General features: G+C 70.9%; 11 protein-coding genes. 4 read left to right on the plus strand and 7 right to left on the minus strand.

Annotation, left to right across the window (positions count from 1 at the left end):
• Positions 1-82 precede the first annotated feature (82 nt).
• The 3 genes from AB0G17_RS09280 to dusB all read right to left on the minus strand — a co-directional run bounded on the left by AB0G17_RS09280 (position 83) and on the right by dusB (position 6,065).
• On the minus strand, positions 83-1,093 hold the full coding sequence (locus AB0G17_RS09280) for a winged helix-turn-helix domain-containing protein (protein WP_361377970.1): 1,011 nt from the start codon (positions 1,091-1,093) through the stop codon (positions 83-85).
• Between the two features lie 610 nt (positions 1,094-1,703).
• The gene (gene ppdK / locus AB0G17_RS09285) at positions 1,704-4,427 is read right to left on the minus strand and encodes a pyruvate, phosphate dikinase (RefSeq protein ID WP_361377973.1); all 2,724 of its coding nucleotides are present in this window, start codon (positions 4,425-4,427) and stop codon (positions 1,704-1,706) included.
• 492 nt (positions 4,428-4,919) lie between these two features.
• A complete protein-coding gene (gene dusB, locus AB0G17_RS09290; protein ID WP_361377976.1) occupies positions 4,920-6,065 on the minus strand; it encodes a tRNA dihydrouridine synthase DusB in 1,146 nt (381 codons plus the stop codon).
• Positions 6,066-6,129: 64 nt separating this feature from the next.
• Between dusB and AB0G17_RS09295 the strand changes: the two genes are divergently transcribed.
• On the plus strand, positions 6,130-7,581 hold the full coding sequence (locus AB0G17_RS09295; protein ID WP_361377979.1) for an MFS transporter: 1,452 nt from the start codon (positions 6,130-6,132) through the stop codon (positions 7,579-7,581).
• A 40-nt stretch (positions 7,582-7,621) separates the two neighbouring features.
• Here the strand turns inward: AB0G17_RS09295 and AB0G17_RS09300 are convergent, their stop codons facing one another.
• Entirely contained in the window at positions 7,622-8,485 is an 864-nt protein-coding gene (locus AB0G17_RS09300) for a helix-turn-helix transcriptional regulator (protein ID WP_361377982.1), read from the minus strand.
• 146 nt (positions 8,486-8,631) lie between these two features.
• On the opposite strand from AB0G17_RS09300, the gene AB0G17_RS09305 reads away from it, so the two are divergent.
• From AB0G17_RS09305 to AB0G17_RS09315, 3 genes are all read left to right on the plus strand, one after another.
• Positions 8,632-10,044 carry an MFS transporter gene (locus AB0G17_RS09305; protein WP_361377985.1) on the plus strand — a complete coding sequence of 471 codons (1,413 nt, stop codon included), beginning with the start codon at positions 8,632-8,634 and terminating at the stop codon, positions 10,042-10,044.
• 222 nt (positions 10,045-10,266) lie between these two features.
• On the plus strand, positions 10,267-11,283 hold the full coding sequence (locus AB0G17_RS09310) for an aldo/keto reductase (RefSeq protein ID WP_361377988.1): 1,017 nt from the start codon (positions 10,267-10,269) through the stop codon (positions 11,281-11,283).
• Positions 11,284-11,362: 79 nt separating this feature from the next.
• Positions 11,363-11,968, plus strand: coding sequence for a TetR/AcrR family transcriptional regulator (locus AB0G17_RS09315; RefSeq protein ID WP_361377991.1), 606 nt, complete (start codon positions 11,363-11,365; stop codon positions 11,966-11,968).
• A gap of 164 nt (positions 11,969-12,132) precedes the next feature.
• On the opposite strand, the gene AB0G17_RS09320 is transcribed toward AB0G17_RS09315, so the two are convergent.
• From AB0G17_RS09320 to AB0G17_RS09330, 3 genes are read right to left on the minus strand one after another with little or no spacing between them, the layout of a single operon-like run.
• Positions 12,133-12,981, minus strand: coding sequence for a hypothetical protein (locus AB0G17_RS09320; protein ID WP_361377994.1), 849 nt, complete (start codon positions 12,979-12,981; stop codon positions 12,133-12,135).
• Positions 12,978-13,631, minus strand: a complete 654-nt coding sequence (locus AB0G17_RS09325) for a response regulator transcription factor (RefSeq protein ID WP_361377997.1) — start codon at positions 13,629-13,631, stop codon at positions 12,978-12,980. Before AB0G17_RS09325 ends, AB0G17_RS09320 begins: the two co-directional genes overlap by 4 nt.
• On the minus strand, positions 13,619-14,866 hold the full coding sequence (locus AB0G17_RS09330; RefSeq protein ID WP_361378000.1) for a histidine kinase: 1,248 nt from the start codon (positions 14,864-14,866) through the stop codon (positions 13,619-13,621). Before AB0G17_RS09330 ends, AB0G17_RS09325 begins: the two co-directional genes overlap by 13 nt.
• Positions 14,867-14,878: the final 12 nt, after the last annotated feature.

Below are 14,878 nucleotides of genomic sequence, written 5' to 3' on the forward strand. Positions count from 1 at the left end.
CCCCTGGGGCGGCCCCTCGTACGACAGCCCCCGGGCAGCGGCTGTTTCCAGCCACTGCCCGGGAACCGCCCGCCGTACGCCCCTACATCGTCGCCGGGGCAGAACGTTCCGCCATCACCGGCTGGCCGCCCCGCAGCAGCGCCGTCCCCAGGGGGGTCAGCGTGTGCAGGACCGCGCTCCCGTGCCGCAGGGTCACCAGCAGACCGGCCTCCCGCAGGACGCCGGCGTGCTGGCTCGCCGAGGCGAGCGAGACCCCCGCCCGGCGGGCGAGTTCGCTCGTCGTACAGCCATGGCCTATCGACTGGAGCACCGCCGAGCGGGTGTGCCCGACGAGCCTGCCGAGCGAGGGGCCGGGCGCGGTGCCCGCGCTCTGCCGCTCGTACGGCGTGTGGGTGTGCGTCACCGGATAGACCAGCACCGGCGGCAGCAGCGGGTCCTGGAGCGCCACCGGTGTGCGGCGGCAGAAGAACGACGGCTGCAGCAGCAGCCCGCGGCCCTCCAGGTACAGGTCCCGGTCCACCGGGTAGTCCGCCTCCAGGACGGGGGCCCGCCAGCGCATCATCGGCGGGAGCGAGGCGAGGAGTTCGTCCGCCCCGCCGTCGAGGAGCGCGCGGCCGCGGGCCGCCCGGTCGGCGTCGACGCGGGCCTGGATGTGCGCCCAGTACGGCGAGATGGCGGCCCGGTGGTAGCTGCGGAGCACGCCCATGAGACGATCCAGCGGCTCGCCGCGGCCCTCGGCGAGCGCCCGCAGCCATCTGGGCAGCCCCCGGGGCCCGGCGACCCGGGAGAGCTCGTCGTACAGCCGGTCCTGCCCGGTCTCGCGCACGACCTCGAGCCCTGACTCGAGGGTGTGCGGCCCTTCGGCGGGCGTGAGAAAGTCGGGAAAATAGCCGCGGCCAGGCACCACTGCGGAGAGCAGACGTGTTTCACCGTTCAACCGGGTACGCGTTTCCGTTCGCCATTCACCGAAGACGAGGGCGCCCCGACGGTCTCTTAATCGATGAAAGCTGAGAATCGTTTCCCACAGCGCGTCCGGACCAGGTGCCATGCGCACCCGGGCCAGGTCCACGCCAGTGAAATGAATACGCAGCACCGAATCTCCACCTGTCTCGAATGTTGCAACGTGTTGCATCGTGTTGCATCCGCAATCGTCCCGCCCCTGAGTATGCCTACCGTCACAGGCCGTGACCACCGGCCTTTCAGCCACACTTGAAAGGCATCGCGAGCAGCCCGTGCGTACCGAAAAGCTGTACGACGTCGGGCACGACACCGGGCCAACCGGAAAGACGTTGTGAGGACCGTGGGGGGCTTTGCTTCGTCTGGCGGCGGTCGGCATGGTGGCGGCTCCGTGCCCGGCGGGGATGACAGAGTGCGGTTCGCGGATGGGGATCCGTGAACCGCACTCTGCATTTAGGACCAAGGGTCCGTTAAATGTCCGCACTTCAACAGGAATTAAGCGGACGCACACCCAGGAAACATCTGCGGCCCCGCGCCGGAACAAGAAGCGGAACGGCGCACGGGCATGCGGAAGGGGCGGCACCCCCGCACAGGGTGCCGCCCCTTCCCGGTGAACCGGAACCGCCGTCGGATCGGTGTTGAGGGTCGGGGACCCAACGGCGGTTCCGGAGCTCTGGCGCGAGCGCTAGGGCTCTGCTCGCGAGCGCTACGGCTCTCTCGCTGGCGCTAGGGCTCTCTCGCTGGCTTTATCGCGAGTCGCTGCCCTTCGACTCCGCCGCCGCGCGGCCCGCCTCCAGGCGCGCCACCGGGATGCGGAACGGGGAGCAGGAGACGTAGTCCAGGCCCACCTCGTGGAAGAAGTGCACCGACTCCGGGTCGCCGCCGTGTTCGCCGCAGACGCCCAGCTTCAGGTCCGGGCGGGTGGCCCGGCCGGCCTGGACGGCGGAGCGCACCAGCGAGCCGACGCCGTCCTTGTCGATGGTCTCGAACGGGGAGACCCCGAAGATGCCCTTCTCCAGGTACGCGGTGAAGAAGCTCGCCTCCACGTCGTCCCGCGAGAAGCCCCAGACCGTCTGGGTCAGGTCGTTGGTGCCGAAGCTGAAGAACTGGGCCGCCTCGGCGATCTGACCCGCCGTCAGTGCGGCGCGCGGCAGCTCGATCATCGTGCCGATGGTGAGCTTGAGGTCGGTGCCGGTGGCCGCCTCGACCTCCGCGATGACCTGGTCGGCCTCCTCGCGGACGATCTCCAGCTCCTGGACCGTGCCGACCAGCGGAATCATGATCTCCGCACGAGGGTCGCCCTTGGCGTTGCGGCGCTCGGCCGCCGCCTCCGCGATCGCCCGCACCTGCATGGCGAACAGACCCGGGATGACCAGGCCGAGGCGTACGCCGCGCAGACCCAGCATCGGGTTCTGCTCGTGCAGCTTGTGCACGGCCTGGAGCAGGCGCAGGTCGTTCTCGTTGGCGTCCTTGCGGGACTCGGCGAGCGCGACGCGCACCGACAGCTCGGTGATGTCGGGCAGGAACTCGTGGAGCGGCGGGTCGAGCAGCCGTACCGTCACCGGCAGGCCGTCCATCGCCTCGAAGAGCTCGACGAAGTCCTTCTTCTGAAGCGGCAGCAAGGCACTGAGTGCCGTCTCGCGCTCCTCGTCGGTGTCGGCCAGGATGAGGCGCTCCACCATCTCGCGCCGCTCGCCGAGGAACATGTGCTCGGTGCGGCACAGGCCGATGCCCTGGGCGCCGAAGCGGCGCGCCCGCAGGGCGTCCTCGGCGTTGTCGGCGTTGGCCCGCACGCGCAGCCGGCGCACCCGGTCCGCGTACGCCATGATCCGGTGTACGGCCGCGACCAGCTCGTCCGCGTCGTCGGCGCCGGCGTGCATCCGGCCCTCGAAGTACTCGACGACCGGCGACGGTACGACGGGTACCTCACCCAGGTACACCTTGCCGGTGGAGCCGTCGATGGAGACGACGTCTCCCTCCTCGACGACCACGCCACCCGGAGCCGTCATCCGGCGCCGCTTGGTGTCGACCTCCAGCTCCTCGGCGCCGCAGACACAGGTCTTGCCCATGCCGCGCGCCACGACCGCCGCGTGCGAGGTCTTGCCGCCGCGCGAGGTCAGGATGCCCTCGGCGGCGATCATGCCGTCCAGGTCGTCCGGGTTGGTCTCGCGGCGGATCAGGATGACCTTCTCGCCCGAGCGGGACCACTTGATCGCGGTGTACGAGTCGAAGACCGCCTTGCCGACCGCCGCGCCCGGGGAGGCGGCGATGCCGCGCCCGAGCTGCTCGACCTTGGCCTGGTCGTCGAAGCGGGGGAACATCAGCTGGGCCAGCTGGGCGCCGTTGACGCGCTGGAGCGCCTCGGCCTCGTCGATCAGGCCCTGGTCCACGAGCTGGGTCGCGATCCGGAAGGCGGCACCGGCGGTGCGCTTGCCGACCCGGGTCTGGAGCATCCAGAGCTGGCCGCGCTCGATGGTGAACTCGATGTCGCAGAGGTCCTTGTAGTGCGTCTCAAGGGTCTCCATGATCTGCATGAGCTGGTCGTACGACTTCTTGTCGATCTGCTCCAGCTCGGCCAGCGGCACGGTGTTGCGGATGCCCGCGACGACGTCCTCACCCTGGGCGTTCTGCAGGTAGTCGCCGTAGACGCCCTGGTGGCCGGAGGCGGGGTCGCGGGTGAAGGCGACGCCGGTGCCGGAGTCGGGGCCGAGGTTGCCGAACACCATCGAGCAGATGTTGACGGCCGTGCCCAGGTCGCCCGGGATGCGCTCCTGGCGGCGGTAGAGCTTGGCGCGGTCGCCGTTCCACGAGTCGAAGACCGCCTTGACGGCGAGGTCCATCTGCTCGCGCGGGTCCTGCGGGAAGTCGCGTCCGGCCTCGGTCTTGACGACCTTCTTGAAGTGCTTGACCAGCTTCTTCAGGTCGGCGGCGTCGAGGTCGGTGTCGACGGTGACCTTCTTGGCGGCCTTGGCCTCGTCGAGGGCGTCCTCGAAGAGCTCGCCGTCCACGCCGAGCACGGTCTTGCCGAACATCTGGATGAGGCGGCGGTAGGAGTCCCAGGCGAAGCGCTCGTCGCCGGACTGCTTGGCGAGGCCCGTCACCGAGGCGTCCGAGAGCCCGATGTTGAGGACGGTGTCCATCATGCCGGGCATGGAGAACTTGGCGCCCGAGCGTACGGAGACGAGCAGCGGGTCGTCGGCCTGGCCGAGCTTCTTGCCCATCTTCTGCTCAAGGGCGTCGAGGTGCGCACTCACCTCGTCGCGCAGCGCGGCCGGCTCCTCGCCGCTGTCGAGGTAGACCTTGCACGCCTCGGTGGTGATGGTGAAGCCGGGAGGAACCGGCAGGCCGAGGTTGGTCATCTCGGCGAGGTTCGCGCCTTTTCCACCGAGCAGGTCCTTGAGGTCCCTGTTCCCTTCGGTGAAGTCGTAGACGAACTTCTGGCTGTGCTGGAGGTTTTTGTCTTCCGACACGGGTCCCGACTCCTCGGCTCCGAAAAAGCGTGGCGGCTGCCCTGACGGCGAGGAACATACCCAGATCGAAGGTGTCTGGGTACGTCTACTTGCGCGTCATACGGCCTTAACCACTCGTCCGCCACCAGATCGAAAGTAACCGGGGTGTTACCGACGTGATCTTGATGTGTTCAGTTCCCGAAGCCGACCGTCGCGCAATCGCCGGTTTTGCGCTCAGCTGAGCGGCTGTCGTGACAGGTGAGTTCACTTCTTGAACGCTTAAGGGGTGGCACTCAGTGCCACCCCTTCTAGAGGTGCAGCCGCCTTGAAAGTGCTCATCTGAGCGCAACCCCTATCAGGGGTGGCGAGAATCACGCCGCCGGACGGGCCAGAATTCCACGATCCGGACCCCCGATCACGCCCACGCGAGACGGCGGAACCGGGTCCCCGGTTCCGCCGCTTCCGACCAGTTGATACGAGTTCGCCCGCCGGAGGTGTCCGGCCTCGGCGGCTCTACCCGCCGGAGGTGTCCAGCTCGGCGTCCGCGCTGATGCCCGAGCAGTCGTACGGGTCCTTCAGCCAGCCGTCCGGCAGGACGACCCGGTTGTTGCCCGAGGTGCGCCCGCGCGGCCCGTCCGCGCCGTCCGGCCACGCCTGGTCCAGGTCGAGCTCGCTCAACTGAGCGCTCAGCTCGTCCAGGGACGAGGTGATGGCCAGCCGCTTGCGCATCTCCGAGCCGACCGAGAAGCCCTTGAGGTACCAGGCCACGTGCTTGCGGAAGTCGATCACGCCGCGCGACTCGTCGCCGATCCACTCGCCGAGCAGGGTGGCGTGCCGCACCATCACGTCCGCGACCGTACGCAGGGTGGGGCGCGCATAGGAGTCCGTACCCTCGAACGCGCCCACCAGGTCGCCGAAGAGCCAGGGACGGCCGAGGCAGCCACGGCCCACGACGACGCCGTCGCAGCCGGTCTCCTTCATCATCCGCAGCGCGTCCTCGGCGGACCAGATGTCGCCGTTGCCGAGCACCGGGATCTCCGGGACGTGCTCCTTCAGACGCGCGATGGCGTCCCAGTCGGCGGTGCCGCCGTAGTGCTGGGCGGCGGTGCGGCCGTGCAGCGCTATCGCGGTCACGCCCTCCTCGACGGCGATCCGCCCGGCGTCCAGATAGGTGATGTGGTCGTCGTCGATGCCCTTGCGCATCTTCATGGTGACCGGCAGGTCCCCCGCGTTGGAGACCGCCTCGTTGAGGATGGCGCGCAGCAGCGGCCGCTTGTAGGGCAGCGCCGATCCGCCGCCCTTCCTCGTCACCTTGGGCACCGGGCAGCCGAAGTTCAGGTCGATGTGGTCGGCCAGGTCCTCGTCGACGATCATCCGGACCGCCTTGCCGACGGTGACCGGGTCGACCCCGTACAGCTGGATCGAGCGAGGCGTCTCGGTCTCGTCGAAGTGGATCAGCTGCATGGTCTTCTCGTTGCGCTCGACCAGTGCCCGCGTCGTGATCATCTCGCTCACGAACAGCCCCTTGCCGCCGCTGAACTCGCGGCACAGGGTACGGAACGGGGCATTGGTGATGCCGGCCATGGGTGCCAGCACCACGGGAGGCTGCACGGCATGCGGGCCGATGTTGAGCGTGGTCATTCCGCCATTGTCGCGCATCCCGGCAGTGGTTAGTTAGGCGTACTATGGACCAAGGTCATTAGTTAGACGTACTATCTACGCCATGCCCGATCTCAGCCCCCGCCGACGCATACTCGTGCTGGCGATCTGCTGCATGAGCCTGCTGATCGTCGGCCTCGACAACACGATCCTGAACGTGGCGCTGCCCACCATGCAGCGCGAACTGCACACCACGGTCTCCGGGATGCAGTGGACGATCGACGCGTACACCCTCGTCCTCGCCTCCCTGCTGATGCTCTCCGGTTCGACGGCCGACCGGATCGGCCGGCGCCGGGTCTTCATGGCGGGCCTGATCGTCTTCACCCTCGGCTCGCTGCTCTGCTCCCTCGCCCCGAACCTGGCCTTGCTGGTCGCCTTCCGCACGATCCAGGCGGTCGGCGGCTCGATGCTCAACCCGGTGGCGATGTCGATCATCACGAACACCTTCACGGACCCGCGCGAGCGCGCCCGCGCCATCGGCGTGTGGAGCGGCGTCGTCGGCATCTCCATGGCGGCGGGCCCGATCATCGGCGGTCTGCTGGTCGACTCGGTCGGCTGGCGCTCGATCTTCTGGATCAACCTGCCGGTGGGCCTCGCCGCCCTGCTCCTGACCTGGCGTTGTGTGCCCGAGTCCCGCGCGCCGAAGCCGCGCCGCCCCGACCCCGTGGGCCAGGCCCTGGTGGTGACGCTGCTCGGCTCCCTCACGTACGCGATCATCGAGGCACCGAGCGCGGGGTGGACGTCGGTACGGATCCTGTTCTTCTGCGCTCTCGCGACCGCCGCCCTCACGGGCCTCCTGCTCTACGAACCGAGGCGCCACCAGCCCCTGATCGACCTGCGCTTCTTCCGCAGCGTGCCGTTCAGCGGCGCCACGGTGATCGCGGTCTCGGCGTTCGCGGCGCTGGGCGGCTTCCTCTTCGTCAACACGCTGTACCTGCAGAACGTACGCGGCCTCGACGCCCTGCACGCGGGCCTCTACATGGTCCCGATGGCGGCGGTGACGCTGGTGGTCGCACCCCTCTCCGGCCGCCTGGTGGCGAGCCGGGGCCCCCGCCCGTCGCTGCTGATCGCGGGGGTCGCGATGGCGGCGAGCGGGCTGGTGTTCGCGGCGTTCCGGGGCGAGTCGTCGACGCTTCTGCTCTTCACCGGGTACGTCCTGTTCGGCCTCGGCTTCGGCATGGTCAACTCCCCCATCACCAACACGGCCGTCTCCGGAATGCCCCGCTCCCAGGCGGGCGTGGCGGCGGCGGTGGCCTCCACCAGCCGCCAGACCGGTCAGACGCTGGGCGTCGCCGTGATCGGCGCGGTCCTGGCGGGCGGCCTGTCGGGCGCGGGCCCCGCCGCGTACGCCACCTCGTTCCCGGACGCGGCCCGCCCGGCCTGGTGGATCATCACCGGCTGCGGCGTGGCCGTCCTCCTCATGGGAGCGGCCACGAGCGGCCGCCGCGCACGGGAATCGGCGCGGCGGACGGCCGAGCGGTTGGAGAGGGAGACGGAAGTGGTGGGGGTGTCGTGACCCTCCGGATCGGCGGGGCTCCGCGTGTCCGGCGGTTCCCTTACGCCGACACGGCTTCCAGAGCCGACATCTCCAGCAACCGCTCAAGCCCCGCCCGCGAGTCGGCGTCCAGCGGTACGTAGGTCACCAGGCGCGGGCCCGAAGAGGGGCCCAGCCACAGGTTGGTGTGTTCGAGGTGCAGCAGGCCCACGTGGGCGTTGCGGATGTACTTCGTGCGGCTGGACTGGTCGATCACCTCGTGGCGGGCCCAGATCTCGCGGAACTCGGGGGAGCCGTTCTCCAGCCGGTTCAGGAGCGTCTTCCAGGCGGGCTCCGCCAGGTGCTCGGCCATGGAGGCGCGGAACTTGGCGGCCATCATCCGGTTGGCGCCCGGGAGGTCCGCGACCGCCGCGCGCCAGTCGTCGTTGGTGAAGGCCAGCCACATGCAGTTGCGGTCCTCGGGCGGCAGCGCGTCCAGGTCGCAGAGCAGCCTGGCGTACGTGCGGTTGTACGCCAGGATGTCGTAGCGGCTGTTCTGGATGCAGGCGGGCAGCGGCTCCAGCTGGTCCAGCATCGCCCGCATCGACGGAGTCACCGTCGGGCAGGACGCGTTGGGGTTCGGGTCGCTCGTGCCCGCGAGGGCGAAGAGGTGCGCGCGCTCGCTGCGGTCCATCAGCAGGGCGCCCGCCAGCGCGTCCAGGACCTGCGCGGAGACCTGGATCTCCCGGGCCTGCTCCAGCCAGGTGTACCAGGTGACACCGACCGCGGAGAGGTGCGCGACCTCCTCGCGGCGCAGCCCGGGGGTGCGCCGGCGGCGGCCGTGCGGCAGGCCGACCTGCTCGGGGGTGATGCGCTCGCGGCGGCTGCGCAGGAACTCCGCCAGCTCGTGCCTGCGGACGTCGGACTCCGGGGCCACAGTGGTCATGGAACCAGGGTGCCGCACCGCCCACCCCATTGCCAGGTACTGCGTGTACCAGGATAAAGAGACTCTGGTACCAGGCTGAGCGAAGGACGATCGTCTTCTGCGTGAGCAATGACGTGAGTACTTCCGGATCCACATCCACTGCCGAGGTGACCGCCGTTCCGGTCATCCGCCACGGCGGCGCGGCGATCGGCTCGCTCGGGCTGTTCACCGTACTGCTCGGCGCGGCCCTCCCCCTGATCGACTTCTTCATCGTCAACGTCGCCCTGCCCGCCATGGAGAAGGACCTGTCCGCGGGCCCCGCCACCCTGGAGCTGGTGGTCGCGGGCTACGGCGTCGCGTACGCCGTCCTGCTCGTCCTCGGCGGCCGGCTCGGCGACACCGCCGGGCGGCGCCGGCTCTTCCTCATCGGCATGGCGGCCTTCGGCGTGACCTCGCTGGCCTGCGGCCTGGCGCCGACCGCCTGGACGCTCGTCGCGGCCCGGGTCGCCCAGGGCGCCGCGTCCGCGCTGATGCTGCCGCAGGTCCTCGCCACCATCCAGGCCACCACGGCCGGCCCGCGCCGGGCCCGCGCGATGAGCCTGTACGGCGCGACCGCCGGGCTCTCCATGGTCGCCGGGCAGATCCTCGGCGGCGTACTGGTCGCCGCCGACATCGCGGGCAGCGGCTGGCGCGCGGTCTTCCTGGTCAACGTTCCGGTGGTGGTCCTCGGGCTGGTGCTCGCCGTCCGCAGCGTGCCCGAGACCCGCTCGGACCGGCCCGCCTCGGTGGACGTGCCCGGCACGCTCCTGCTCGCGCTCTCGCTGATCAGCCTGCTGCTCCCGCTGACCGAGGGGCGCGCGGCCGGGTGGCCGCTGTGGACCTGGGTCTCGCTCGCGGTCTTCCCCTTCGCCGCCTTCGCGTTCTACCGGACCGAGCGGCGGACCGATCGCCTCGGCGGTACGCCGCTGGTCCCGCCGAGCCTGCTGAAGCTGCCCTCGCTGCACCGGGGCCTCGTCATGATCGTGCCGTTCTCGGTCGGCTTCAGCGGCTTCATGTTCGTGATCGCGGTCGTCCTCCAGCAGGGCCTGCGGATGGGGCCGGTCTCGGCGGGGCTCGCCCTGGTGCCGATGGCGGTGGCGTTCTTCGCCGCCTCGCTCGCGGGTCCCCGCCTCATCGGCCGGTACGGAACCCGGGTCGTCACCACCGGCGGCCTCATCCAGGGCGTCGGCATCACGGTCCTGGTGCTCACCGTCTGGCAGGGCTGGCCCGGCCTCGGGGTAGCCGAGCTGGCGCCCGGGGTCGCACTGGCCGGGCTCGGCCAGGGCCTCCAGCTGCCGGTGCTGTTCCGGATCGTGCTCTCCGACATACCGACCGACCGCGCGGGCGTGGGCAGCGGCGTCCTGGTCACCACCCAGCAGTCCGCCCTCGCCCTCGGCGTCGCCACCCTCGGCAGCCTCTTCCTCTCCCTCCTCCCCTCGATGGGCACCCGGGACGCCCTGGCGGTGACCCTGCTGGTGCAGCTGGCGGGGGTCGTCCTCACGGTGCTGCTGAGCCTGCGGCTGCCGAAGACGGTGGGGTGACGGGCCGCCCCGGCAGGCGCGGAATGTCAGATGACGGACGACGGACGGCAGATGACGGATGACGGATGGCGGATGACGGACGGCAGATGGCGGACGACGGATGACGGATGGGGGGTGACGGGTGACGGATGACAGGTAACAGATGACAGATATTGAAATCTGTCATCTGTTATGCGATGGTTGGTATCGCGACCCCCACACCCCCTCAAGGAGTGACCAGCCATGCGCACCCGCACCCTCGGCACCACCGGCCCCCAGGTCTCCGCCCTCGGCCTCGGCTGCATGGGCATGTCCGCGCTGTACGGAGAGGCCGACCGGGCCGAGTCGATCGCCACCATCCACGCCGCGCTCGACGCGGGCGTCACCCTGCTCGACACCGGCGACTTCTACGGCATGGGCCACAACGAGCTGCTGATCGGCGAGGCGCTGCGCAGCGCGCCCGCCGCCGCCCGCGAACAGGCCCTCACCAGCGTCAAGTTCGGCGCCCTGCGCGACCCCGACGGCGGCTGGGCCGGCTACGACGGCCGCCCTGCGGCGGTGAAGAACTTCGCGGCGTACTCGCTCCAGCGCCTCGGCGTCGACCACATCGACGTGTACCGCATCGCCCGGCTCGACCCGGACGTCCCGGTCGAGGAGACCGTGGGCGCCATCGCCGAGCTGGTCGAGGCCGGGCACGTACGGCACATCGGGATGTCCGAGGTCGGCGCGGACACCCTGCGCCGGGCCGCCGCCGTCGCCCCGATCTCCGACCTCCAGATCGAGTACTCGTTGATCTCGCGCGGCATCGAGGCCGAGATCCTGCCGACCGCCAAGGAGCTGGGCGTCGGGATCACCGCGTACGGCGTGCTCTCGCGCGGGCTGATCAGCGGCCACTTCACCCGTGACCGGCAGCTGGCGACCAATGACTTCCGCGGGATGAGCCCCCGCTTCCAGGGCGAGAACCTCGACCGCAACCTGGACCTGGTCGAGGCGCTGCGCAAGGTCGCCGATCACCAGGGCGTCTCGGTCGCGCAGATCGCGATCGCCTGGGTGATCGCGCAGGGCGAGCGGTTCGGCGCGGACGTCGTGCCTCTGGTCGGCGCCCGCCGCCGGGACCGGCTCGCGGAGGCGCTGGGCGCGCTGGACGTCACGTTCGACGCCCACGACCTGGCCGCCATCGAGGCGGCGGTCCCGGCGGGCGCCGCCGCGGGCGAGCGCTACCCGGAGGCGCAGATGGCCCATCTGGACAGCGAGCACTGAGCACCGGCTCTGAACAGCGGACACCGAGTTGTCCACAGGGCCCGGCCCGTCGGCGGACCCGGCGGGTAACGTCAAGGTCATGAGTACGGAACCACTGACCGCCGAGCGCATCCTCGAAGCGACCGAGGAAGTGCTGCGCCGACACGGCCCGGCGAAGGCCACGGTCGTCGATGTCGCCCGCCAGCTCGGCGTCAGCCACGGCAGTGTGTACCGCCACTTCCGTACGAAGTCGGCGCTCCGGGAGGCCGTCACCAAGCGCTGGCTGGACCGCACGACGCGCGAGCTGAGCTCCATCGCGGACGACGAGCCGGAGAACGCGGAGGCGACGCTGCGGGCGTGGCTGGCCAAGCTCTTCGACGCCAAGCGCCGCAAGGCGGGCGACGACCCCCAGCTGTTCGCGACGTACGAGGTGCTGCTCGCGGAGAACAGCGAGGTGGTCGAGGAGCACATCACCGAACTGGTCGCGCAGATCGAGCAGATCGTCCACTGGGGCGTGCGGCGCAGACAGTTCACGACCCTGGGTCCGGACGCGAAGGTGGCTCGCGCGGTCTTCGACGCGACGAGCCGCTTCCACGACCCGGCGTACGCGCCGCAGTGGCGGAAGGTGGAGATCATGGGGGAGTTCGGGGCCGTGGTCAACCTGGTCCTGGGCGGCCTGCGGCTCCCCCCGACCCCCGCCGCCTAGGGCCTGTCGTCACATTCCCGTCGTCGCCCGAAGGGCGGTCCGGCGGCGTCTGGTGCGTGCTCTCGGCGCGCCGGGCGAGAGGCCTCGTACTGGACGCACGTGGGCTTTCGCCCGGTGCGGCGAGAGTGCGTGCCAGGCGTCGCAGGACAGACGGGAATTAGGCCCTAGCGCAACCTCGTGTAGTCCAACGTCGCGGTGCCCGAGCCGGAGGACACCGTGATGTGGCGGTCCGACGACGGGTCGAGGAGGGAGTCCTCGATGTCGCGGGTGCCCGAGCCCTTGGTGCCCTCGACCCGGTAGCGCGAGCCCGCGGGGACGAGGAGGTCGACGCCGCCCGAGCCGGTGGAGGCGGTGACCTCGCGGGGCGGGGTGACGAACTCCAGCTCGGCGTGGCCGGAGCTGGAGTGCACCTCGGCCTCGGCGGAGCCGATCGCGGCGCCGCTGAACGAGCCGGAGCCGACGGAGGCGTTGATCGGGCCGCGTACGCCGTAGAGCTTGACGCTGCCGGAGCCGCCGTCGACGTCGACCGGGCCGGTGAGGCCGCTGACCCGGACGGTGCCGGAGCCGCTGTTCACCTTGAGCGCGACCCCGGCGGGCACGGTCAGGTCCAGCTCGACGGAGCAGCCGAGGCTGGTGACGGCGAGCCTGCCGTCGCACTCGGGCCGCAGTTTGAGGGTGTCGCCGTCCCACTCCTTGGCGACCTTGGGCTTGCGCAGCGACCAGGAGAGCCGCTCCTGGATGCGTACCTCGCCCTCGGCGCCCGGCACCACGGTCAGCTCGGCGCTGCCCGAGTCCACCTGGACCGTCTTGACCGGGTGGCGGTCGCTGGTCTCGACGCGGGTGTGGCTGGAGGTCTGGCGGGCGCACTGCGCGTACACCTCGAAGCCCAGCGGCGCGGCCACGAACAGCGCGCTGAGCACGGCGGCCAGGATCCACAGCCCCCGGTGCCGGGGCCGCTCGCCGCCGGGCCCACGGGGACCGGGGGCTGTGCGCACGTGCGCGTCCGTGCTCATGAGCCGCCGTCCAGGAACCGCAGGACCGCGAGGACGCGGCGGTGGTCGCCGTCGGCGACCGGCAGGTCGAGCTTGGCGAAGATGCTGTTGATGTGTTTGGCGACGGCGCTCTCGCTGACGACCAGTTGCTCGGCGATGCCCGCGTTGGAGCGGCCCTCGGCCATCAGGGCGAGTACTTCGCGTTCGCGCGGGGTGAGGCGTTCCAGCGGGTCGGTGCCGCCGCCCCGGCGCAGCAGCAGCTGGGCGACGACCTGCGGGTCGAGCGCGGTGCCGCCGCCCGCCACGCGCCGGAGGGCGTCGACGAACTCCTCGACGTCGGCGACCCGTTGCTTGAGGAGGTAGCCGATGCCGCCGGTCTGGGCGGTGAGCAGGTCGGCCGCGTACCGCTCCTCGACGTACTGCGAGAGGAGCAGCACGGCGGTGTCCGGCCACTGCTGACGGATCATCAGGGCGGCTCGTACGCCCTCGTCGGTGAAGCCGGGCGGCATCCGGACGTCGACGAGGGCCAGCTTCGGCCGGTGTTCCTCGACGGCGGCGAGCAGCCCGTCGGCGTCCTCCGCCTCGGCGGCGACCTCGAAACCCGCCATTTCCAGGACCTTGACGAGTCCTATCCGCAGCAGCACCGAATCCTCGGCGATCACAGCGCGCACGGCAGCTCCACAGTGATGACGGTCGGGCCCCCGAGGGGGCTGTTGATCCGGATGGTTCCGTCCACGGACCCTACGCGTTTGGCGAGGCCCCGCAGTCCGGTGCCGGCGGAGGCGTCGGCACCCCCGGCCCCGTTGTCGGAGACGGTGAGGCGCAGCAGGTCGCCGCGGCGGCCGACCTGGACGGAACAGCGGGTCGCCCGGGCGTGCTTGGCGACGTTCGCCAGTGCCTCGGAGACCACGAAGTAGGCGACGGCCTCGACCGTGGGGGCCGGGCGGCGGTCGATGTCGACGCTGAGCTCTACGGGCAGCGGGGCGCGGGCGGCGATGCCGGAGAGCGCGGCGTCCAGGCCCCGGTCGTCGAGGACGGCCGGATGCAGTCCGCGTACCAGGTTGTTGAGCTCCTCGATGGCCTCCTTGGCCTCGCGGTGCGCCTCGTCGATGACGGCCCGGGCCTCGGGCGGCAGATCGGTGAGGGTGGCGCGGGCCAGGCCCAGGTTCATGGCGAGGGAGACCAGGCGCTGCTGGGCGCCGTCGTGCAGGTCGCGCTCGATGCGGCGGCGCTCGGCGTCGGCGGCGTCCAGCACCCCGGCGCGGCTCTCGGCGAGCGTCTCCACGCGCCGCTCCAGCTCCTTGGCGCGGTTGGGGCCGAGCAGGGTCGCGGCCGCGTGGCCGTCGAGCCGGACGGTGGCGGCGGCGAACCAGGGGGTGGTGAGCAGGAGCAGCACCCCGCCGACGGCGAACAGGACGTACGCGTTGGTCCACCTCGGGAGCCCGGCGTTCAGCGGGAGCGCCCACACCCACGACAGGACGAAGGCGCCCACGATGCCCACCGCCCAGCCGCACACCACCAGGACGCCCGCGGTCGCGGCGAGCGGGGCGACCAGGAGGTGGTAGCCGTACTGCCGCCAGGTCGACTCCGACCGCAGCCGCTCGACGAGCCCGCGCCAGCTGAGCCTGCGGCTGCGCCAGGCGATGCCCGGCACGTCGAGGCCCAGCAGTGACCAGAAGCGGCTGCGCTGGAGTGCGGTCAGGAGCGGGCTGAGAGCGAGGACGAACAGCAGGGCGCTGGGGGTGTGTCCGGGCGCCAAGACCATGTACGTGAGGGAGCCGGCGGCGGGGAGCGCGAGCGGTATGCCCGCGACCGCGAAGGTGGTGTTGCGCCAGGCCCACGCCGACCACGGGGCGTGCGCGGCGGCCCAGTCGAACGCGCGCCGCAGCGGGCCGGGAGTTGCCATGTGCATACCGTA

This window comes from Streptomyces sp. NPDC023838, from assembly GCF_040639555.1.
GTDB lineage: Bacteria > Actinomycetota > Actinomycetes > Streptomycetales > Streptomycetaceae > Streptomyces.

What these genes read in the sequence shown, in the direction of transcription:
- AB0G17_RS09300 (WP_361377982.1), bottom strand. Translation starts at nt 8,485, where the DNA reads ATGACCACTGTGGCCCCGGAGTCCGACGTCCGCAGGCACGAGCTGGCG.
- AB0G17_RS09295 (WP_361377979.1), top strand. Translation starts at nt 6,130, where the DNA reads ATGCCCGATCTCAGCCCCCGCCGACGCATACTCGTGCTGGCGATCTGC.
- AB0G17_RS09330 (WP_361378000.1), bottom strand. Translation starts at nt 14,866, where the DNA reads ATGGCAACTCCCGGCCCGCTGCGGCGCGCGTTCGACTGGGCCGCCGCG.
- dusB (WP_361377976.1), bottom strand. Translation starts at nt 6,065, where the DNA reads ATGCGCGACAATGGCGGAATGACCACGCTCAACATCGGCCCGCATGCC.
- AB0G17_RS09315 (WP_361377991.1), top strand. Translation starts at nt 11,363, where the DNA reads ATGAGTACGGAACCACTGACCGCCGAGCGCATCCTCGAAGCGACCGAG.
- AB0G17_RS09320 (WP_361377994.1), bottom strand. Translation starts at nt 12,981, where the DNA reads ATGAGCACGGACGCGCACGTGCGCACAGCCCCCGGTCCCCGTGGGCCC.
- AB0G17_RS09310 (WP_361377988.1), top strand. Translation starts at nt 10,267, where the DNA reads ATGCGCACCCGCACCCTCGGCACCACCGGCCCCCAGGTCTCCGCCCTC.